Here is a 21,762-nt window from a genome sequence, read left to right on the forward strand (position 1 = left end):
GATGTGAAAGCACAACCTCATTTGCCCGAGTTTTGCAGGATGCGAAACTCGGGTTTTAATTTTTTAATAAATATCTTCATACCCTTCTGCTCGGGTTTTGAATCTACGGTGAAACCACATCCATTGTGTCGGTGCAATACGTAGTTGAGCCTCAATAATTTTATTTACACGAATCGCATCATCTACTTCATCTTCACTTGGCATATTTTCGACCATAGGCTCGATAAGGACTTTGTATTTCGGATTGCGAATATCACCATAACGGTAAAAATACAGTGGAATCGCAACCGATTTAGAGATTTTTAATAAACGACGATGCGCAGTCACGGTTGCAGCAGGTACACCAAAAAAGGGAGCCATCACACCTTGTTTTAAACCAAAATCTTGATCTGGACTATACCAAATAGCACCGCCATTTTTTAAACGACGTACTAAGCCCCGCATATCATCATGATCAATTTGTTGTTGGTAAATGGTCGCACGACAACGATAAATTAACATATCGAGCATTGGATTGTTTTGTGGTCGATAAACTACATCAGGTTCGAAATATTGAGCACAAATAAAACCACCAGCATCAAGTAGAGTGCTGTGTGTGCCAAGTAGTAGAATACCTTTACCTTGAGCCTTTGCGTTGGTGATATGTTCTAATCCATCTATGCTATGACGACCCTTAAACCAATTTGGGCAATACCATGCATTTAAAGTTTCAAACATACCGATCATCATATCAATGAAGACCTGTTTGGCTTTCGCCTCGACTTCCTGAGCTGACCATTCAGGAAAACACAGCTCTAAATTCCTTAGCGTGGTTTTACGACGTGATTTAAGCAGGTGCCAACACAAAGCTGCTAAAACATGCGCCAAGCGCCATTGAATCGCCCAAGGCAGGATAGCCAAAAGCATAAGAAAAGTAATGGCGATCCAAATTTTCCAATATTTTGGAAGTAAAAATTCCCATCGAAACTCGCCAGGAATATAAGACTGTTGTTGGCTCATAGACTTAGATGCGTAAATTAATTGAATTTTTGTGAAGTGTAACACGAAGTTGCTTGTGAAATAATTGTTCTAAGGGGTTTGTTATATTGCTTATAAAAAGCATAAACTGGTGTTCGAGTTTTGGCCTATTCCTATGCAAATGAAAGGAAAACATCTTAATCTGGCCATATTATCGAAAATTTAAAAACAAAAACTAAGGAAAAATAGATGAATATCCTAGAGTTGCTGCAAGGGAAGAAAATGAATTCTCAGGAGATGGTGGGCTTCTTTGATCATTTGGACGAGATAGATTGCGAGTTTATGCATGGTCAATGGAAAGGTTTAGAGGTATTCACTGATCATCCAATGAATGGTGTACTAGATCATGCAAATTGGTATGGAAAATTATTTGTAGACAATGAAACCGTTTTTCCTCTTGTTTTGTTTAATCCCAAAAGAACCGCATTGTTTTCGATTGATCCTAAATGGTTGCCACTAAGCTTGGATTTTAATCTTCTAAAAAGAAATAGTCAGTATCTGGTCGGTGCTTTGAGATTACTCAAAACAGATAAAAGTAAAGCAAGACTAAGAATGACAGAATTTAGAGGTAAATCATCTGCAACCATGATTTATGATGAAAAGCCGATTCATGATGTATTTAGACGTATTGACCAAGATACAGTCCTTGGTTGGATGGATTTAAAAGATCAATCTCAGCCTTATTTTTTTATTCTTATACGAGATGATATGAGTAAACTCAATTTAGAATAGACCAATCTTCAAATTGTTATTTAAAACAATTTGAAGATTGGGTGATCGAATTGAATTATGAGCCTTTGCTAAGATTTTCTAACACATCCCAACGTTCTAACTTTTCTAGCAGTAACTCTTCAATTTCTGCTAGACGTTGGCTGGCTAAAGTCGCTGCATTGGCATCACTCACAAACCATGAACCATCCGCTAGTTTGTCTGAAAGTTCAGTTTGTTCTGCTTCTAATTTCTCAATCTCAGCAGGAAGTTGCTCAAGCTCACGTTGATCTTTATAGCTTAACTTAACTTTTTTCAGCGCTGGGGCTGCGGCGGCTAATGCAGCAGCTTCAGCTTTGGCTTGCGCTTTTTTTACATCACTTTTTTGATCAACGACCTTCTGATCTGGACGTTGTTCCAAGTAGTCTTGATAACCACCAATGTACTCATCAATATTGCCTTTGCCATCAAACACCCAAGTTGAAGTCACGACATTGTCCATAAATGCACGGTCATGTGAGATTAACAGGAGAGTACCTTTATACTCAGACAACATTTCTTCAAGTAACTCAAGTGTTACCATATCCAAATCATTGGTTGGCTCATCCATCACAATTAAGTTTGATGGTTTGAGAAGAAGTTTTGCCAATAGAATTCGGTTACGCTCACCACCAGAAAGAGCTTTCACAGGTGTGCGTGCGCGTTCAGGTGAGAATAAAAAGTCCTGTAAATAACTATAGATATGACGACGATTACCATTCACATCGACAAAGTCTGAACCTTCTGACACATTGGCCATGACGGATTTCTCAAGATCCAGTGCATTACGTAATTGATCAAAATAAGCAACTTCGAGTTGTGTCCCTGTTTTAACCGAACCACCGTGTTGGATTTGACCTAAAATCGCTTTGATAAGTGTAGTTTTGCCGACGCCATTATCGCCGACTAAACCAATACGATCTCCACGTAACACGATTGCAGAGAAATCTTTAATCAGTGGTTTACTGTCATAGCTGACGCTTAAATTCTCAATCTCAAACACCAACTTACCTGAACGGTTGGCCTCTTGGGTCGCCATGCTGACTTTGCCTTGTTGTGAGCGGCGTGCTTTGGACTCTTCACGTAATGCTTTTAAGGCACGAACACGTCCTTCGTTACGGGTACGACGTGCTTTAATACCTTGACGAATCCATGCTTCTTCTTCAGCAAGCTTTTTGTCAAATAAAGCATTTTGCTTTTCTTCGGCTTCCATTTGTTGTGCTTTGAGATCAAGGTAGCGTGAATAGTTACCTTCATAGCTGCGCAAAATGCCACGATCAAGTTCAACAATTCGTGTAGCGATGCTGTCTACAAATGAGCGGTCATGTGAGATAAATAAAAGCGTTAGATTATTTTGGTCCAGTAAGAATTTTTCTAGCCATTCAATACTTTCGACATCCAAGTGGTTGGTTGGTTCGTCGAGTAATAAGACATCTGGTTGGGTGAGCAGGGCGCGCGCGAGGAGCACACGACGTTTACGACCACCTGAAAGGTCAGCCAAATCTGCATTTGGATCGAGTCCCATTTTGCCCAAAATAGTATTTACTTTGTTTTCTAACGCCCAGCCATCTAGCTGATCTAGTTTGTGTTGTAGCATGCCCATACGATCACAGGCATCCATATCACCGAGTACACAGGCATCGCTTGCCTCATGGTATTCTTTTAATACACTGGCGGCTTCACCAGCACCATCGGCAACAATATCTGCTACTTTACCCGAATCCATAGGTACATCTTGGGCTAACATTGAAACAGTTAAACCATTTTGAATCGAAACTTCGCCACCATCAGGCAATAAGCTTCCCTCAATGAGTTTAAGTAAAGTAGACTTACCTTCACCATTACGACCGATTAGACACACTCGCTCACCTCGTTCTAGGTTAAAGTTCGCGCCGTCGAGTAGGGCTGGTCCGCCAAATGCGAGATGGACATCCCTTAAAGTAATATAGGCCATAATGTTTCCTAAAAGCTCAGATGAGGTCTGAAATGACTAAACAACAAAATTTCGATGATCACGCGTCATTGTCCGCACCCATTGAAGATTTGCAAGTGCGAATTGCATTTTTAGACGATTTAGTTGAACAACTCAATCAACAGCTCGCTATTCAGACACAAGAAATCGCAGTTTTAAAGAAACAGATGCAAATTTTGTATCAACGTGTTGAGGCTTCTGACTTGTCTGAAGGCATTGCACCTTTTGATCCGATGAGTAACAAACCACCGCATTATTAATTCATGGTAAGTGATCGACTTACCATGAAGCGAATTTATATTTAGAAGCCATGTAAAACGATTTTACCTTTGGTTGAACCACTTTCAATTTGTTGATGTGCTGTTATTAAGTTTTCAGCATTTATTGGTGATAAAACTTGGCTAACCGTGGTTTTAATTCGCCCATCATCGACTAATTGAGAGACTTGATTTAAAAGTTCGCTTTGTTTGATCATATCTTCCGTTTGATACATTGAACGTGTAAACATAAACTCCCAATGAACTGAAACCGATTTTGATTTAAAGAGTTTAATATCAAGCTGTTCTGGGTCATCAATTAGACCAAAATGCCCTTGTGGCGCAATCAATTCAGCGATGTCGGCAAGATGTTGATCAGTTTGAGTGGTCGAGAATACATACTTTGGAGCAGTGAGATTTAACTGCTTGACTTGTTCTGCTAAAGGTTGACGATGATCTAATACGTAATCCGCACCAAGTTGCTCAATCCATGATCGGGTTTCGGTACGAGAAGCTGTGCCAATAACCGTCAAGTTAGTTAATTGTTTCAAAAGTTGAATCGTAATAGACCCAACGCCACCTGCAGCACCAATAACTAAAATAGTTGTATTCTCTGGTGCTGTGTGGGGAACTTGTAGTCGATCAAATAGCATTTCCCAAGCAGTGATTGCAGTTAGAGGTAAAGCTGCTGCTTCAATCATATTTAAGGATTTGGGTTTGTGTCCTACGATTCTTTCATCAACCAATTGCAATTCACTATTACTACCTTGTCGATTGAGTGCGCCTGCATACCACACTTCATCTCCAATCTTAAAAAGAGACACTTTTTCTCCAACGGCCTCCACAATACCGACTGCATCCCAGCCTAAAATTTTCCATTGTCCTGATTCAGGACTGACATTTTTACGAATTTTGGTATCGACTGGATTAACCGAAATGGCTTGAACGCGAACAAGGAGGTCATGTCCTCTGGTGACAGGCGATTCTATTCCAATATTCACTAATGAATCTGTAGATGCAATTGCACCTGCATGTTGATATGCCACAGCTTTCATGGTTGTGCTTCCTCTAGGTTGGATGGATTCTACTTGATAGGCTGTTCAGCATAACGTAAGCTTTAATTTTGTGACTACAGACAAATAACGCTCATAGTGTCAAAAAGGATACTGTAAAATGGCAAAAGTTCGACATTCGAGTTTTGATTGTTCCCCAGGTTGCTCAGTTGAAGCGGCAATCAGCTTAATTGATGGGAAGTGGAAGACCGTGATTTTATGGCATTTACTCAATGAGGGGACTTTACGTTTTAATGAAATCCGTAAACGTGTCCCGAGTATCACGCAAAGAATGTTGACCAATCAGCTTCGAGAATTAGAACAAGATGGCATCATTCATCGTGAAGTGTATCCTCAAGTCCCCCCGAAAGTTGAATATAGTTTGACTGATTTAGGATACAGCCTTGAACAAATTCTGATTGCGCTAAAAAGCTGGGGAGATGCGCACCTTGATCAATTCGGTAAGTTATCTTTAACATCTTAAACGCTGTGTTAAAGGAAGGCGCTGTAGACGCAGCTTTTTAAATAAGCCGGGATTTGGTGTTTAGAGTATAAAACTGGATTCCATATTATTTTTATGTTGTAACTTGCGTTTTTGATTCAACTTATGTAACGCTAATAAAAGGAAGTTTTGGGCACCTTAAATGAGTAATGTTGGAATTTGGATAACGGCAGCGATTGTACTATTTGTACTTGGCTCTATTTTTGGTTTACGTGTGAGTCCGCGAGAAAAAGCGCTTGGATCAATGCGTGATCAAGCTCGAAAAATGGGATTGCATCCTCGTATTATTGTTGCTCCAGAGTGGACCAAAGTTCCAATGGCAACCGAAAAACGTGCCAGTATGGTGGCCTATTATAGTGTATTGATTCCAGATGCACGTTTAGCACTTATGCGAGCAAGAGTTGTTGATGGAAAGCTTCAAGTCGTGCAAGGTGATCAGAAATTTAATGATTTAACCATTGCATTAAAAGGAGTTTATGCTATTGATATGCAGGCAAACTGTGTTGGGTTGTATTGGAATGAAGAAATTGATTTAAAAGCCACACAGCTTGATGAAATGAAAGCTTATTTATACCAATTAGCTCAACGCTAATTATCTGATTAATGACAGGAAAAACGATTTATTATGGCGAATACTCCACGCTCTGCTTCAGAAAGCACAGCAGCTTCCGCATCTGCTGCAAAGAAACGTGCCTTAGTGATTGTGGAGTCGCCTGCAAAAGCGAAAACAATTAATAAATATTTAGGCTCACAATATGTGGTGAAGTCTTCCGTTGGTCATGTGCGTGATTTACCGACAGGAGGTGGGGCAAAATCCACCGAAAAGAAGCCTGCAACGCGTGTTAAATTAACGGAAGCACAAAAAGCTGAAAAAGCACAATCTGCCTTAATTAATCGTATGGGTGTCGATCCAGAACATGATTGGATTGCACACTATGAAGTGCTTCCAGGTAAAGAGCATGTAGTCGCTGAACTTAAAAAACTTGCTAAAGATGCTGACGCAATCTATCTCGCAACGGATTTGGATAGAGAAGGAGAAGCGATCGCTTGGCATTTAAGAGAAGTGATTGGTGGTGATGACAGTCGTTATCATCGTGTGGTCTTTAACGAGATTACCAAAAATGCGATTCAGGAAGCCTTTAAGCAGCCAACACGTCTTGATTTAAATCGTGTCAATGCACAACAAGCTCGTCGATTCCTTGACCGTGTTGTTGGTTTTATGGTTTCACCATTGCTGTGGGAAAAGATTGCCCGTGGCTTATCGGCAGGTCGAGTTCAATCTGTTGCGGTCAAACTGGTGGTCGAACGCGAGCGTGAGATTCGTGCTTTTATTCCAGAAGAATATTGGCAAGTCTTTGCGGATACGTTGTCTAAAAAAGACGACATCCGTTTAGAAGCCGTTAGACAAGCGGGTAAAACGCTTAAACTCAAGAATAAAGCTGAAACAGATGCGCTATTAAGCGTATTAAAAGATGCCGAATACAAAGTCGCATTACGTGAAGATAAACCGACCAAGGTTAATCCAAGTGCACCATATATCACCTCAACCTTACAGCAAGCGGCTAGTACACGTTTAGGTTTCTCAGTAAAGAAAACCATGATGTTGGCGCAGCGTTTGTATGAGGGTGGTTTTATTACCTATATGCGTACCGATTCAACCTTCTTGAGCGATGATGCTGTGAATATGGTACGTAATCATATTCAACAAAACTTTGGTGAAAAATATGTGCCTGCTAAGCCAAATCGTTATGGCAACAAAGCGGGAGCGCAAGAAGCCCATGAAGCCATTCGTCCATCTGATGTTGGCTTGACAGGGGATAAGCTTGCAGGTGTTGAACGAGATGCACAGCGTTTATATGATTTAATTTGGCGTCAGTTTGTGGCTTGTCAGATGACGCCAGCAGAGTATTTGTCTTCGACCTTAACGGTTCAGGCGGCTGATGTTGAACTTAAAGCCAAAGGTCGTACCTTAGTTTTTGATGGTTTTACCAAAGTTCGTGGTGCAAACAAGTCAGACGATGATGTATTACTGCCGGCTGTAAAAGTGGGTGAGGTGCTCAAGTTAGAAAAGCTTGATCCGAGTCAGCATTTTACCAAGCCACCTGCACGTTTTACTGAAGCATCGTTGGTTAAGGAATTAGAGAAAAAAGGCATTGGTCGTCCATCAACCTATGCAGCGATCATTTCAACTATTCAAGATCGTGGTTATGTGAAGTTGGAAAATCGTCGTCTCTTTGCCGAGAAGATGGGAGAAATCGTCACGGACCGCCTTGATGAAAGCTTTAATAACCTGATGAATTATGCATTTACCGCTGATTTGGAAGGGCAGCTAGACCGTGTTGCTGTGGGTGAGCGGAACTGGAAGGAGCTACTTGATACATTCTATGGCGACTTTAAAAAGCGCTTGACCAATGCGCAAGGCGAAAACGGTATGCGCCGTAATCAGCCTGTTGAAGTCGCGGATGTTGCTTGTCCTGAATGTTCTCGTCCGATGCAAGTTCGTACAGGAACAACAGGTGTATTCTTAGGATGCTCAGGTTATAACTTGCCACCGAAAGAGCGTTGTAAGGGAACATTGAATTTAACCCCAGTTGAGTCTTTAGCTGCGCTATCGGATGATGATGGCGCTGAGACAGCCGATCTCATGTCTAAACATCGTTGTCCAAAATGTGGTACAGCAATGGATAGTTATGTGATTGATGGTGGACGTAAGCTTCATGTCTGCGGTAATAATCCAGACTGTGATGGTTATGAGCTTGAGGAAGGGCAATTTAAGATCAAGGGTTATGATGGTCCAACCATTCCTTGTGATAAATGTGATGGTGAAATGCAGCTTAAAACTGGACGTTTTGGTCCTTATTTCGCATGTACCAGCTGTGACAACACTCGTAAGGTCTTGAAGAGTGGTCAACCTGCGCCACCGCGCGTAGATCCGATTAAAATGGAGCACTTACGCTCAACCAAGCATGATGACTTCTTTGTACTGCGTGATGGTGCTGCTGGTTTATTCTTGGCAGCAAGTAAATTTCCGAAAATTCGTGAAACACGTGCGCCAAAGGTTGCAGAATTACGGAGCGTTGCAGATCAACTGGACGCTAAATATCAGTTCTTATTACAAGCACCAGATGTAGACCCTGAAGGGAATCCGACAGTGGTGAAGTTTAGCCGTAAGAACCAAATACAATATGTGGGTTCTGAAACTTTGGAAGGGAAGCAGACCAAATGGAGTCTGGTGTTCCAAGATGGGAAATGGGTTGAGGCTTAAAAACTGAGATCATCAAAATGCTAGCAATCGCTAGCATTTTTTATAGCCAAAATAAAAAATAGATAAGATTTAGTTGAAGGGGGAGTACATGTGGAAAAATATTCGAGTCATCTGTTTACTGATGGTGTTATTGATTGTCGCAGTCAATGCATATCGTGATCAAAATCAAGACTGGAATCAGCCAATCATGCTGCTGTTACATCCGATTAATGCGGATGGGATGGTGACGACACAACAGTATATTGAGCAATTACAATTGCGTGACTTTGCTGAGATTAAAGATTATTTGGAAAAAAATAGTCAGTCGTATCGTGGGCAAAGTAGTTATTTTATGCTTCAGATTGGTCGTCAATTGAGTCAAAAACCGCCTCAAATGCCAGCACAACCAAGCCTTCTGAATAATATTTTATGGAGTTTAAAATTTCGTTTTTATGCATGGAAACAACATCAATCTGTTGATGGTTCACCGACATTAACGCTGTATTTAAACTTCCATGATCCTAAGCAAAGCAATGAATTGAAGCATTCAACTGCTTTAGAGCGTGGTCGGATTGGTTCAGTGAACTTATTTGCTTCGGATAGACAAGCTGCACAAAATAATGTGGTTATTGTGCATGAGTTACTTCATGGATTCGGTGCAACTGATAAATACAATTTAGCGACTGGAGAGCCACTTTTTCCAATTGGATATGTACAACCAGAGCAGCAGCCGTTGTATCCACAGACACAAGCTGAAATTATGGGTGGGCGAATCCCGCTATCAGAGCATAAAAGTAAAATGCCGAATGGTTTGGAGCAAACTATAATCAGTGCGCTGACTGCACAAGAAATTGGCTGGATCAAGTAATTTGTGGATAAGTTCTGACTTATCCATACCTGCTGGATTACGCTTACTTAAAGAAAAATGATGCAATAAAAGCCTGCTTTTTCTGACATTCCTTCATTAATTATCAACATGCCTTATACAGAGTTTAGGGAAAAACTTGCTCAATATAGAGATATAACATTGATGATAAAAGAGTAAATAAATATGAAAACAGTGGGTAATGATTTGATTCGTAATCAGCTGCACGCTGATCGTAAATGGTATTTATTATTAGGCATTTTATTGGTTGTCTTTGGCTTCATTCTTTTAGCTGCTTTACCGTTTGCAACCCTTTCCGCCGTTTTATTATTCGGTGTGTTGATGATGTTAAGTGGTGTCATGCATTTGGGTGCTGCATTTATTGTATTTAAAGGTGGAACCCGATGGTGATGGGCAATATTTGGAATATTGTATTTAATTGCAGGTTATTTTGCTTTTACCACACCTGTGATTACGGCTGTCGTGCTAACGAATTTGTTAGCGATTGCTTTAATTATTGCTGGCATGATTCGTTTAATTAATGCATTTATTCTAAAACCGCTTTCTGGGTGGGGCTGGATTTTGTTTTCGGGTTTATTGACATTGTTGACTGGTATCTTGATTTTGTCGTTACCAGGATCACCTTTTTGGGTATTAGGTATGTTTCTTGCGATTGATATCCTATTCCAAGGAATTAATTACCTCACCTTTGCAAATGCGATTAAACAATTACCGCATAGTTCAACCGCTGTTTGAGTGAAGCGATCATTTTAAAATTAAGAGCATGCATTGACATGCTCTTTTTGTTTTGCCGCAAGGCGGATTGAAGCATTTTAGTCTGCTAAAATAGTAATTCATTTTTAATTGACCATTTCTATGACGCTTGCCAAGCTAATTGATGAATTAAACCCACAACAGCGACTCGCTGCAACAACAGTTGCTCAAAACTGTTTGGTCTTAGCTGGTGCGGGTTGTGGCAAGACCAAAACCATTGTGGCGAGAGCAGCGTATTTAATTGATCAGGGTCTACCAGCTCAACAGATTCAGATTCTCACGTTTACGCGCCGTGCCGCGAGTGAAATCGTGACGCGTGTTGAACAACATATGGGTGCACAGGCGAAGGGCTTACGGGCTTCGACATTTCATACCTTTTGTATGTATTTATTGCGTCGTAATCCGCGTGCATTTGGTTTGACCCAATTCAGTATTATTGATCGTGATGATCAGCTACTGATGTTTCGTTTGTTACGTGGTAAAGATAAAGGGAATGTGCTGCCTAAAGCGGCTGAGCTGTGTGATTTGTACTCGTATGCACGAAATACCAAGACTAAACTATCAGAAGCCTTGGTGGCGCAGCTACCACAAGCTATCGAGTATAAAGCACAAATTACTGAACTCATGAAAGCTTATGAGCAGCGTAAGCGAGAGCGAAACTTCCTTGATTACGATGATATTTTGGCGATCGTGGCGGTACATTTGCAGAATTCACCTGAACTGGTGAAGTGGGTAACAGGGTTTTGCTCAGCGCTTTTGGTCGATGAGATGCAAGATACCAATCCTTTACAATGGGCTTTGTTGCAGCCCTTGGTCGGTAAAGTGAAATTATTCTGCGTAGGGGATGACGCGCAATCTATTTATGGCTTTCGTGGTGCGGATTTTGAAAATATTCATCACTTTAAAGAGCGTGTGCCTGATGCAGAAGTGCTGACCTTGCAAATGAATTATCGTTCGACACAAGGCATTTTAGATTTATCCAATTGGTTACTCGATCAAAGTCAGATTGAATATGATAAACATTTGAAAGCCTATCGTGGGCAGGGCTTAAAACCCCAACTTCATATTTTAAGTAATGAGTTTGAGGAAGCGAACTGGATCATTCAGGATTTAAATCAGCGTCATCTACAAGGCGCTGCGTGGTCTGAGCATATGGTGTTGCTGCGCTCAGGATTTAGCGGGCGTTATTTAGAAGGGGCATTGATCGCGGCCAATATTCCTTATCGCTTCATTGGCGGTGTAAAATTACTTGAATCTGCACATGTTAAAGATGTATTGAGCCTGCTGCGGGTGAGTGTCAATCCACAGGATGATTTGGCTTGGATGCGCTTTTTGACTTTATGGGATGGGGTGGGGGATGTCGGTGCAAGTAAATTAGCGCAAGAGTTGATTCAGCTTCCTGATATTGAGGCTCGCTGTCAGCGCTTAGAACGCCACGGTAAAGTTCCACAACAAGCGATTTTGATCTTGATGCAGTTGGATGTGTTACAGCAACATGTGGAAGCCTGTATTGGTTTGGCGCTTGATGCGCTCAATGAACAATTAGAGAATAACTATAAAAACAAAGATTGGTCTCGTCGTACGAAAGATTTTGATTTGGTTAAACAATTGGCACGTAAGCATCGTTCTCTCGGGGAGTTTTTAGAAGAATATGTCCTCGATCCAATCTCTGTTTCAGAAATTGATAAAACACCTGATCAAGATTTGGTGACTCTGATTACGATCCACTCGGCGAAAGGAACTGAGCAAAAGGTCTGCTACGTCCCACATGTGTCGCCAAATCAATATCCACACGCTAGAGCACAAGGTGATTTTGATGATGTTGAAGAGGAACGGCGTGTATTGTATGTGGCATTGACACGTGCGGAAAATGAATTGATTTTGACCAAACAGAATTTAAATCTATGGTCACAAGATCAATATGATGAGTTAGGGCGGAAGATAGAAAGCTACTTTCTAAATGATTTACCTCAACATTTAGTGGATGTGCAGATTCATCGTCAGGTTCCATCGTCATTTAATAAAAGTAATTGGCAGCGTAACTCAGCAATAAGTTTAGGTTTTGGTATTGATCTCGATTAAACTAGGCATATTCAATTATTTTGATTCATTTCTTTAAAAATGAATCATTTTTTAGGTTTTAGCATGAAAATTTTAGTTCGTAATTTAGATCGTTCCGTGACTGATGCAGAAGTCCTTGAGTTATTCAAGCAATATGGCAAAGTCGAATCTTGTGTCGTAGTGAAGGACGAGGCAACAGGGAAATCTAAAGGTTTTGGCTTTGTAGAAATGACCAATCCTAGAGAAGCTGTTAAAGCGATTAAAGGCTTAAATACCTTACGTGTCAAAGGTGTGGGTATCCGAGTGAAAGCTGCAGACGATAAAGCTTAAATTATTCGTAAGGAATCACTTCCTCGTCTTTCTTTGATGTAATCTCGGCTATTTGTTTCTCACATATTTCGTTTTACAATCGATCATGCTTTAAATTATTTGAAATAGGGATTTATCTATGTCTCGTGTTGCTCGTTATCATGCTGATCGGACCAATCAAAAACTGTATTTTGCTCGACTCGCATGTCAACAAGCAGAGCAAACTGAACATATTCAACAAGTGCAAGCGCATCGTGAAGCTGCTGTATTTCACTTACATGGTGCGATTTTAGCGTTCTTACAAGAATTGGTACGTTATTATCGTCTGAATGATTTGCAACCAACTTTCAAGTCAATTGAAGAGCATATGGCTGACAAGGGGCAAGTTTCACCTGAAGTTGCGGTGTTACAACAATTAGCAAAAGATGGTTTTATTGCTGAGTTAAAACGAGCTTACCGTATGTGCCAATATGCCCCTGAGCCGACTGCGCCTGAACCTGAAAATGAGACTTCTTCAAATCTGATTATTAAAGTCACGCAAAGCCCTCAAGCATGGTTACCCGATGTAAAAATCTTGCGTGAATGGCATCGTGAACTCAGCCATTTAATTGATGGTTTTCGTAATGAAATGGTTGAGTTTTAAGTCTTAGCAGTGAGATACTTGAAATCTATGCACATCGTACTTATATAAATAAGACGTGAGAGTGTAAAGCACAGTTGTGTTTTGCCACCATGGTTGAAGCATGGAGAACTTATATGTCAATGCAGCAGTTAAAAGAATTATTTGGTAATCAAGAAGCCGTTCTCGAATTAGTTCAACTCGAAGGTGGTGTACTTGCTTTGCGTAATGCAGGTTCTGAGAATGAACCTTTAGTAAAAATTCAATTTAGCGAAGAAGTGAAACAAATACTCGGTGATCAAACACCTACCGTCGCACAACACATGATACAAGCGGCGCTCTTTGGTCTGTTGGAAAAACAGATGAATCAATGGCAAGCTGAAGTGGTGGATGAACAACCACAGCATTTCAGCTGATCAAAGCAAAAAAAAGCGTACTTCAAGTACGCTTTTTTATGTTTTAGGAATTAATGTCCAACAGGGTGATGGGCAAGTTCGATTTGATTGAGAATATGGTGGCTCATATTCTTTGCCATTTCTTCTTTGGCATAGAACACCTCACCAATATTTTCCTCTCGAATAACGGCTGCTTCCTCTTTACTTTCAGCACAGATGAGAACTTGAATTTTCGGATTAAGCTTTTTAGAAATATCGACGATGCGATGAATATCTAAGATATCCATTGGTGAGATCACCAACAAACGAGCATGATGAATGTGTGCTTGAATTAATACATTTGGTTCGGTTGCCTCACCACTAACCGCAGCAACACCTTCAGCTCTTAGCTTTTCTACTATTTCTCGGTTTTCCTCTGCGATCACAACTTTGATATCTTGTGCGATGAGATTCTCCGTAATACGACGTCCAACACCGCCATAGCCGATAATCACGACCTGATCACGTAAATACTCTTGATCTACTTCATCTGGAAGCATGGCAAGAGGGTCACCACTACGCTCTAACAAGCGTGCTAAATGCGAACGTTGACGAATCCAGCGTTGTGTCGGTTCAATTGCTGAGAACACAAAAGAGTTTAATGTGATCGAGAACAAAGCTCCCGCTAAAATAAGATTTTGTGCTTCGAGCGTAAGTAATCCTAGTGCGACCCCCATGGTTGCCAAAATAAATGAGAATTCGCCAATTTGTGCGAGACTTGCACCGACTGTTAAAGCTGTATTGAGGGGATAACGGAAAAACAAAACCAGAGCAATCGCTGCAAGCGTTTTACCAATCATAATGATCGCAACAACTGCGAGAATATGATGTGGTTCTTTGAGCAAGATGCTTGGGTCGAATAGCATCCCGACCGAAACAAAGAACAAAATGGCAAAGATTTCACGAAGAGGAAGTGTTTCCTCTTCAGCACGATGACTAAAGTCTGACTCTTTGACCACCATACCCGCAAAGAAAGCACCCAGTGCCATAGAGACACCAAATACCGCATAAGAGCCATAAGCAATCGAAACTGCGGCAGCCACAACCGTTAGGGTAAATAACTCACGTGAGCCAAGACGAGCAACAAACTGCATGATCATGGGTACAACGCGCTTACCTACAATCAGCATAAAGGCAATGAAGCCCGTTACTTTTAAAAGTGTTAAGCCAATTGTGACCCAGATACTCTGTTCAGGATTTGTGCCATGCAGGGCTTGCCCACCGAGTAATACAGCAACAGCAGGTAGTAGTACCAAAGCTAAAACCATAACCAGGTCTTCGACCAAAAGCCAACCCACGGCAATTTTGCCGTTGACCGAGTCGAGTAAACCTCGATCTCCTAGGGCTTTAAGTAGAACGACAGTGCTCGCACACGATAAGCTGAGACCAAAAATGAGTGCAGCTCCAAAGTCCCAGCCCCAGTACATAGACACACCAATACCAAGCAAGGTGGCTACAGTGATCTGTAAAATTGCACCAGGTAAAGCAATTCGGCGAACTTGTAATAAGTCATTGATCGAGAAATGCATGCCCACGCCGAACATGAGAAACATCACTCCAAGTTCGGCGAGTTGATTTGCGAGTTTCATATCACCCACAAAGCCTGGGGTGTTCGGGCTAATAATAATCCCGGCAATAAGATAACCAATTAAAGGAGGTAGGCGTAAACGTGCTGCGATAAAGCCAAAAACCAGCGCCAAACCAAAACCAGCAGCAAGTAATATAATTAAACCAACGTCATGTGGCATTGTCGCTCCTTAATCATTGCGGTTAAGGTATAAATAAATGAGCATAAAACATGCCAAGAAAATTTCGAATAAATTGTAACAAGTAAAATCGGATTTGTTGATGTCAATTTTTTTAATTATCAAAAAAAATTATGTAAATTTTCTCCAACTTTGAGCGGTATTCTGAGTTTCATAGCAATAGATGCAGAGTTGAAATGTTAAGCAAAAAAAACGACTTCAATCGAAGTCGTTTTTTTAAAGAACTAAAATTATTTAATTTTAGCTTCTTTGAAGATTACGTGTTGACGGATTTTTGGATCAAATTTTTTGATTTCCATTTTTTCCGGCATAGTACGTTTGTTCTTAGTAGTGGTATAGAAATAACCTGTACCAGCTGTAGAAACGAGGCGAATCTTATCACGCATTGTTCAGACTCCTTAGATCTTTTGACCTTGAGCACGGAGATCAGCAACAACTTTCTCGATACCCAATTTATCAATAATACGCATACCTTTAGTGGTTAAACGAAGACGTACAAAACGCTTTTCGCTTTCTAACCAAAAACGGTGGTGGTGCAGGTTCGGCTCGAACCGGCGTTTGGTTTTGTTGTTTGCGTGCGATACGTTGTTACCAACGATAGGACGCTTGCCGGTAACTTGGCAAACCTTAGACATGGTGAACTCCATTGCTAGTTCATATAGCACGGTTTCGTGCAACTAGCCATTCAAGTAAACGGATGAAATCATTCAAGGGGCGTTTTATACCAAAAATACGATTAAAAGACAAGCGAATTTGGTAAAAACTCGGCATGATCTCGTGTGATAGATCATGCCTTGATCATCTTAACGGAATAGTGTTTTCAAAAGCAGTTTGTGTGCTGCTTTATTGTACGGAGGTAAAATAAATTTCAGACTATAAAGTTTAGGGCTGACTGGATTTGACATCATTGAGCGTTCATGAGAGAAGCTAAAGAAGCCTTCTTTACCATGATATTTACCCATACCTGATGCGCCAACACCGCCAAACGGTAAGTCATCCTGAGCAACATGAGTTAAGACTTGGTTGATCCCGAAATGTCCAGAATGGGTACGACCCGCAATATATTCAGCACGAGCGCTATCGACATCAAAATAATAGAATGCGAGCGGGCGAGGGCGGCTATTGATAAATTGTAGTGCGTCTTCAATTTGCTCATATTCTAAAATCGGAAGAATTGGACCAAAGATCTCATTCTTCATGATTTCCATGTCAGTTGTTACACCTGTGACTAATGTCGGTGCAATTTTACGTGCTTCAGTGAGAGATTCATTGTTATTGTTTAATTCAACAATGGTTGCACCTTGCTTATGAGCATCTTCAAGATAGCCTTGGAGGCGATTGTATTGTTTATCGTTCACAATCGAGGTGAAGTCTTTGTTATCAGCAAGTGTTGGATACATGCTATTCACAAAGTCTTGATAATGTTTGGTGAACTCTTGAGTTTTTCCTTTAGGAAGGAACATATAATCAGGTGCGACACAGGTTTGACCTGCATTCCACAATTTACCAACAGCAACACGTTGTGCGACATCGCGGATATTCATGGAAGAATGTACAAGCGCAGGTGATTTACCACCGAGCTCCAAGATCACAGGTACGAGATTTTGAGAAGCAGCAGCCATCACTGTTTTACCGACAGAGGTTGAGCCAGTGAAAATCATTTTGTCGAATGGTAAATGACTAAACGCATCAGAGATTTTACCGCCGCCGTTTACAACTGCGACAAGTTCTTGAGGAAATGCTTCTGAAAGTGCATTTTCAAGTACATATCCAAAATTAGATGAGGCACTTGAGATTTTGATCATGGCGTGGTTACCCGCAGCCAATGCACAGATTAGTGGTCCAACCGAAAGCAATAGTGGATAGTTCCACGGTGCAATAATTCCGATTACACCGAGTGGTTGATACTGTACCCAACCTTTTGCGGGTTGATGTAACATGCTGATATGGCGTTTAGAGGGCTTCATCCACTCGGTTAAGTTCTTGCTATAGTACTTAATATGTTCTAAACAAGTTAGAACTTCACCAATTTTGGTTTCCATAACGGCACGATTGCCATAATCTTGACTAATTGCATCCGCAAATTGATCTTGATATTTTACCAAGATGTTTTTTAATCGAGCCAAGCGTTCAATACGTTCTTTTGCGCTTGGTACAGGATGGCGTTGGTAAGCTACTTTTTGTTGCTCAAGCAAATCATGTAATCGTTGCACGTCAACATGAGGTGTCATTGCGGTTGTTTTTGTTTGACTGTTCATAGGAGTAGACCAAAAGAAATCTTATTACTTTTTAATTTTTAGAGTAAATACTCTAAAGTGTCAAGTCGCTTTTATGGGCTTGTTTTATAACCTATTGATAATGTTATAGATGGTTGAATTCAATGTCGCATGCTAAACCAAACAAAACCAAAGACAGAATTTTGCAAATCAGTTTGCAATTATTTAATGAGCGTGGTGAACGTTCAGTCACAACCAATCATATCGCGGCTGAACTCGGCATTAGCCCAGGCAACTTGTATTATCACTTTCGTAATAAGCAAGAAATCATCAAAGAACTAGCATTGCAATATCAGGCTGAAACTTTGGAAATGTTAGCGCTACCTGATGATCGTCCTCTCAATGCGAATGATAAAATTAGTTATTTTCAGGTATTAAGTAACCAGCTTTGGGCTTATCGTTTTATTCATCGTGATGTTTACCATCTTGTTGAAAATAATGAAGACTTTAGAAAGATTTACCCTCGCTTTGCAGGGCAGGTCATGCAGCAAGGACAAAAAATTTATCGTGCCTTTGTGGATGCAGGATTGATGAAAATGACTGACTCAGAAATTGAGGCATTGATCATTAACTTGTGGATCGTACTGACCAACTGGACCAACTTCTTATATATGTCGGGTCATATTAGTGACAACAATCGTTTGGAAGAAAAATGGGTCTGGCAAGCATTGCGACAAATGGTGTTCTTAGAAGGACCATATTTAATGGGTGAAAGTCGTCAAACCTATGAGCAATTATTGCAATCGCTTGGACCTTCAGAGTTATTTGCTAGCTTATCGAATCTTAAAAATGATGATGATCATCTGTGACTAGCTATTTAGTCGTAGGCAAAAAAGCGTTAGAATGCTCGGCTTGATTTTTTTAATTTGATTCGAATAAGTGAATTAACAACATGAACACGACTACTGCCCATACAGCACGACTACTGATTACTTGTGAAGACAAGCCAGGAATTGTGCAAGCTGTATCGAGCTTTTTGTATCATCAGGGAGCAAACATCACCGCACTTGATCAGTACGCAACAGAAGCTCAAGGCGGACGTTATTTTATGCGTGTTGAATTTGAGTTGGATCATTTACAATCACGTAAAGAAGCATTGATGCAAACCTTTGCGGCAAATGTTGCTGAACGTTATGGCATGCAATGGAAACTAAATTTTGTTGGCGAGCTAAAGAAAGTCGGCATTTTGGTTTCTAAAGTAGATCATGCTTTGTTAGAGCTATTGTGGCGTCATGCACGTGGTTCATTAGCTTGTGAAATCACTCAGGTGATCTCAAATCATCCTGACTTACGTGAAGCAGTGGAAAACTTTGGGATTCCATTCCATGTTGTGCCGGTGAATAAAGACAATAAAGCAGAAGCTTATGCACAAATTAATGACATGATGCAAGGCAATGATTTATTGATCTTAGCGCGATATATGCAGATATTGAGTGAAGACTTTGTTTCTCAATGGGAAATGAAAATTATCAATATTCATCATTCATTCTTACCTGCTTTTGTGGGCGCAAATCCATATAAGCAAGCGTATGAGAAAGGGGTGAAGTTGATTGGTGCAACAGCGCATTATGTGACTGCTGATCTTGATCAAGGTCCAATTATTGAACAAGATGTTGAGCGTGTGAGCCATGACTACAATGTTGAGCAGTTACGTGAGTTAGGTGAAGATGTTGAACGTAATGTGTTGGCACGTGCGGTAAAGTGGCATCTTGAAGACCGTGTGATTGTTGATGGCAATAAAACGGTTGTGTTTCAATAAGCGATCAAAAATTTTAAAAGTATGCTTTTTTAGGCATACTTTTTTTATGTGAATGTTTTGTTATGTTATAACGTTACTTTTTTGTGTGGCTTATCAGTGATTTGAAGTATATTCACAAAAAAACAGTTGCAAATGAAAACACTTCTCATTTATTATTATGGCACTTTAATTGTTCTATCCGATGTGTGTAATCGTTTTTTAGACTAACACCATCTATATAGGTACTTAGATTCTTATGAGTCCATCTCCTGCATCATTTAACACACCAAACCCGATGAAAAAGAAAATCATCACTGCTTTAGTTGCAGTTATGATTGGACATGTGGGAGTCTTGTGGGCAGTTAGCCACATCAAAACGATTGAGTTAAAACCAATCGAAAAAGAACCGCTTAAAGTCAAATTCGTTAAGATTAAAGAACCACCAAAAGCTGAGCCTCCTAAGCCAAAAGAGACCCCTAAACCTGAACCGAAAAAAGAGGTAAAAGAGGTTAAGGTCGTTGAGAAACCTGTTGCGCCACCTCCAAAGAAAATTGAGAAAGTGCAACAAGTTAAGGCTGAAGCACCGAAGCAAGTGATTCAAAAAACTGAACCAAAAGTTGAAACCAAGATTGAAACGACTGTTGTTAGTACAACGGTAAAAGAAAAGGTTGTTGAAAAACCACAACCAGTCCAAGAGGTGGCGAAACCCCAGCCAGCAGCTGATCCGTCACCGAGAACCGTATCAATTGGTGGTTCAGGTGTACAATGGAGTCGATCTCCAAGAATTAGCTTCACACCTAAAGAGTTAGATAACCAAGCACGCACCATTATGGTTATGATTGAAGCGGATGAAAAAGGCCGTGTAACCAATGTGCGTGTGACACGCAGTTCGGGCATACCTGCTTTGGATGAAAAAGTAGTACGTGCTGTGAAAAGTGCAAAGTTTAAACCGTATATGGAAAATGGTGTTGCTTACCCAATTCGAGCAGAGCAGCCGTTTGATCTTAATCCTTAATAAATTTGAGTCCTTGTGACAGATTAAATCAGGAGTTCGTATATGAACTTTTCAGTTTATTGGCAACACGCAGATGCAGTAAGTAAAACACTGTATTTTGTTCTTCTCGCAATGTCGATTGCAACGTGGACGATTTTTATCCTACGTATTTTAGGAACACGCCAATTAAAACAACAAGCTTATGCTCAGCTTGCTCAGGCTTTGGCTACACTGAAAGCAAAGTTACAACCACTCACCTTTGAACAGCGTAAAGCGGTTGCTGAACAAGCTTTGCTTCGTCAGATTTCTGCTGAAAAATCGCAAGCTGAAAAAGGCGTTTCAGTCTTGGGTACGATTGCTTCACTTGCACCGTTTGTGGGTTTGTTCGGTACGGTGTGGGGGATTTTCCATGCACTTGTCGCTGTTGGTAAAAGTGGTCAGGCAGGCTTAGCGCAGGTTGCAATTCCTGTCGGTGAGGCATTGATCATGACGGGTCTTGGTCTTGCTGTTGCGATTCCTGCGGTATTGGCTTACAACATTTGTATGCGTTTTAACCGTGGTTTGGCACATGAACTTCAAGATCAAGCACATCTGTTGCTTATCGATACGATGTTGCAACAAGAGACAACGGTAAAAACTGAAGCTAAAGCAACGCAACAAAGTTTAGTTGGAGGTCAAGCTTAAAATGGGCTTTCAATTGGGTGAAGACCACGACAGTGGCATGAATGAGATGAACCTCATTCCTCTGATCGATATTATGTTGGTATTGATGATTATCTTTTTAGTCACAGCAACGGTTGCAAACCCATCAATTCCATTAAGTTTACCAAAAACAACTGCTGAAATTATCGATCCACCACCAAAAGCAATTACGATTAGTATTAATGCCAAAGGTGAAGTTGCTTGGGATACTCAGATCATTAGTTTGGATGAGTTAGAAACACGCTTTGCAGAAGCGGGTCAAGCAACTACAAAACCGACAGTGCAGTTACGTGCAGATAAAGAATCAAAATATGACACGGTTGCACAAGTCATGTCTCGTGCCAGTGAAGCTGGATTGAGTGATATTGCTTTCGTTAGTGAAAACTAGAGCTAGCGCCTATCATTGAAAAATTAAAGCAACTCTTTCGAGTTG

22 protein-coding genes and 1 pseudogene are annotated in these 21,762 nt (G+C 40.7%); 16 read left to right on the forward strand and 7 right to left on the reverse strand.

Annotated features, from left to right (window positions below; all coding sequences use genetic code 11):
- Positions 1–63: 63 nt before the first annotated feature.
- The gene (locus HMPREF0023_RS13205) at positions 64–999 is read right to left on the reverse strand and encodes a lauroyl acyltransferase (protein ID WP_008942314.1); all 936 of its coding nucleotides are present in this window, start codon (positions 997–999) and stop codon (positions 64–66) included.
- A gap of 207 nt (positions 1,000–1,206) precedes the next feature.
- Between HMPREF0023_RS13205 and HMPREF0023_RS13210 the strand changes: the two genes are divergently transcribed.
- Positions 1,207–1,749 carry a DUF4334 domain-containing protein gene (locus HMPREF0023_RS13210; protein ID WP_005083657.1) on the forward strand — a complete coding sequence of 181 codons (543 nt, stop codon included), beginning with the start codon at positions 1,207–1,209 and terminating at the stop codon, positions 1,747–1,749.
- A 55-nt stretch (positions 1,750–1,804) separates the two neighbouring features.
- Here the strand turns inward: HMPREF0023_RS13210 and HMPREF0023_RS13215 are convergent, their stop codons facing one another.
- A complete protein-coding gene (locus HMPREF0023_RS13215) occupies positions 1,805–3,718 on the reverse strand; it encodes an ATP-binding cassette domain-containing protein (protein WP_005088131.1) in 1,914 nt (637 codons plus the stop codon).
- A gap of 32 nt (positions 3,719–3,750) precedes the next feature.
- Here HMPREF0023_RS13215 and HMPREF0023_RS13220 point away from each other — a divergent pair, with 32 nt between their 5' ends.
- Entirely contained in the window at positions 3,751–3,996 is a 246-nt protein-coding gene (locus HMPREF0023_RS13220; protein ID WP_005083653.1) for a SlyX family protein, read from the forward strand.
- Positions 3,997–4,037: 41 nt separating this feature from the next.
- On the opposite strand, the gene HMPREF0023_RS13225 is transcribed toward HMPREF0023_RS13220, so the two are convergent.
- Positions 4,038–5,048, reverse strand: coding sequence for a zinc-binding alcohol dehydrogenase family protein (locus HMPREF0023_RS13225; protein ID WP_005088135.1), 1,011 nt, complete (start codon positions 5,046–5,048; stop codon positions 4,038–4,040).
- Between the two features lie 118 nt (positions 5,049–5,166).
- Between HMPREF0023_RS13225 and HMPREF0023_RS13230 the strand changes: the two genes are divergently transcribed.
- The 9 genes and pseudogenes from HMPREF0023_RS13230 to HMPREF0023_RS13270 all read left to right on the forward strand — a co-directional run bounded on the left by HMPREF0023_RS13230 (position 5,167) and on the right by HMPREF0023_RS13270 (position 13,835).
- Entirely contained in the window at positions 5,167–5,529 is a 363-nt protein-coding gene (locus tag HMPREF0023_RS13230) for a winged helix-turn-helix transcriptional regulator (RefSeq protein ID WP_004637806.1), read from the forward strand.
- Between the two features lie 160 nt (positions 5,530–5,689).
- Entirely contained in the window at positions 5,690–6,139 is a 450-nt protein-coding gene (locus tag HMPREF0023_RS13235) for a hypothetical protein (protein WP_004637807.1), read from the forward strand.
- A 33-nt stretch (positions 6,140–6,172) separates the two neighbouring features.
- Positions 6,173–8,812 carry a type I DNA topoisomerase gene (gene topA / locus HMPREF0023_RS13240; RefSeq protein WP_008942315.1) on the forward strand — a complete coding sequence of 880 codons (2,640 nt, stop codon included), beginning with the start codon at positions 6,173–6,175 and terminating at the stop codon, positions 8,810–8,812.
- 88 nt (positions 8,813–8,900) lie between these two features.
- Entirely contained in the window at positions 8,901–9,659 is a 759-nt protein-coding gene (locus HMPREF0023_RS13245) for a hypothetical protein (RefSeq protein WP_008942316.1), read from the forward strand.
- A gap of 183 nt (positions 9,660–9,842) precedes the next feature.
- Positions 9,843–10,412 (forward strand): annotated as a pseudogene (locus HMPREF0023_RS13250) (HdeD family acid-resistance protein).
- A 120-nt stretch (positions 10,413–10,532) separates the two neighbouring features.
- The gene (locus tag HMPREF0023_RS13255) at positions 10,533–12,512 is read left to right on the forward strand and encodes an ATP-dependent helicase (RefSeq protein ID WP_004637812.1); all 1,980 of its coding nucleotides are present in this window, start codon (positions 10,533–10,535) and stop codon (positions 12,510–12,512) included.
- A 63-nt stretch (positions 12,513–12,575) separates the two neighbouring features.
- Positions 12,576–12,821 carry an RNA recognition motif domain-containing protein gene (locus tag HMPREF0023_RS13260; RefSeq protein WP_026056275.1) on the forward strand — a complete coding sequence of 82 codons (246 nt, stop codon included), beginning with the start codon at positions 12,576–12,578 and terminating at the stop codon, positions 12,819–12,821.
- A gap of 118 nt (positions 12,822–12,939) precedes the next feature.
- A complete protein-coding gene (locus HMPREF0023_RS13265; protein ID WP_004637814.1) occupies positions 12,940–13,443 on the forward strand; it encodes a DUF6586 family protein in 504 nt (167 codons plus the stop codon).
- Positions 13,444–13,556: 113 nt separating this feature from the next.
- The gene (locus HMPREF0023_RS13270) at positions 13,557–13,835 is read left to right on the forward strand and encodes a hypothetical protein (RefSeq protein WP_005083636.1); all 279 of its coding nucleotides are present in this window, start codon (positions 13,557–13,559) and stop codon (positions 13,833–13,835) included.
- A gap of 50 nt (positions 13,836–13,885) precedes the next feature.
- On the opposite strand, the gene HMPREF0023_RS13275 is transcribed toward HMPREF0023_RS13270, so the two are convergent.
- The 4 genes from HMPREF0023_RS13275 to HMPREF0023_RS13290 form a co-directional block, all read right to left on the reverse strand.
- Entirely contained in the window at positions 13,886–15,601 is a 1,716-nt protein-coding gene (locus HMPREF0023_RS13275; RefSeq protein ID WP_004637816.1) for a cation:proton antiporter, read from the reverse strand.
- 248 nt (positions 15,602–15,849) lie between these two features.
- Entirely contained in the window at positions 15,850–16,005 is a 156-nt protein-coding gene (rpmG, locus tag HMPREF0023_RS13280) for a 50S ribosomal protein L33 (protein ID WP_003654787.1), read from the reverse strand.
- Between the two features lie 12 nt (positions 16,006–16,017).
- Positions 16,018–16,254 (reverse strand): 50S ribosomal protein L28, encoded by a 237-nt coding sequence (gene rpmB / locus HMPREF0023_RS13285; RefSeq protein WP_004649871.1) that lies wholly within the window; start codon positions 16,252–16,254, stop codon positions 16,018–16,020.
- A gap of 168 nt (positions 16,255–16,422) precedes the next feature.
- Positions 16,423–17,877 (reverse strand): coniferyl aldehyde dehydrogenase, encoded by a 1,455-nt coding sequence (locus HMPREF0023_RS13290; RefSeq protein ID WP_004637818.1) that lies wholly within the window; start codon positions 17,875–17,877, stop codon positions 16,423–16,425.
- A 122-nt stretch (positions 17,878–17,999) separates the two neighbouring features.
- On the opposite strand from HMPREF0023_RS13290, the gene HMPREF0023_RS13295 reads away from it, so the two are divergent.
- The 5 genes from HMPREF0023_RS13295 to HMPREF0023_RS13315 all read left to right on the forward strand — a co-directional run bounded on the left by HMPREF0023_RS13295 (position 18,000) and on the right by HMPREF0023_RS13315 (position 21,717).
- Entirely contained in the window at positions 18,000–18,704 is a 705-nt protein-coding gene (locus HMPREF0023_RS13295; RefSeq protein WP_004637819.1) for a TetR/AcrR family transcriptional regulator, read from the forward strand.
- An 83-nt stretch (positions 18,705–18,787) separates the two neighbouring features.
- Positions 18,788–19,654 (forward strand): formyltetrahydrofolate deformylase, encoded by an 867-nt coding sequence (gene purU / locus HMPREF0023_RS13300; RefSeq protein WP_004637820.1) that lies wholly within the window; start codon positions 18,788–18,790, stop codon positions 19,652–19,654.
- A 235-nt stretch (positions 19,655–19,889) separates the two neighbouring features.
- Positions 19,890–20,648 (forward strand): energy transducer TonB, encoded by a 759-nt coding sequence (locus HMPREF0023_RS13305; RefSeq protein ID WP_005088145.1) that lies wholly within the window; start codon positions 19,890–19,892, stop codon positions 20,646–20,648.
- Between the two features lie 42 nt (positions 20,649–20,690).
- Entirely contained in the window at positions 20,691–21,311 is a 621-nt protein-coding gene (locus tag HMPREF0023_RS13310; RefSeq protein WP_004637822.1) for a MotA/TolQ/ExbB proton channel family protein, read from the forward strand.
- Between the two features lies 1 nt (position 21,312).
- Positions 21,313–21,717 carry an ExbD/TolR family protein gene (locus HMPREF0023_RS13315; protein WP_004637823.1) on the forward strand — a complete coding sequence of 135 codons (405 nt, stop codon included), beginning with the start codon at positions 21,313–21,315 and terminating at the stop codon, positions 21,715–21,717.
- Positions 21,718–21,762: the final 45 nt, after the last annotated feature.

Source organism: Acinetobacter sp. ATCC 27244, from assembly GCF_000156555.1.
Classification (GTDB): domain Bacteria; phylum Pseudomonadota; class Gammaproteobacteria; order Pseudomonadales; family Moraxellaceae; genus Acinetobacter; species Acinetobacter haemolyticus.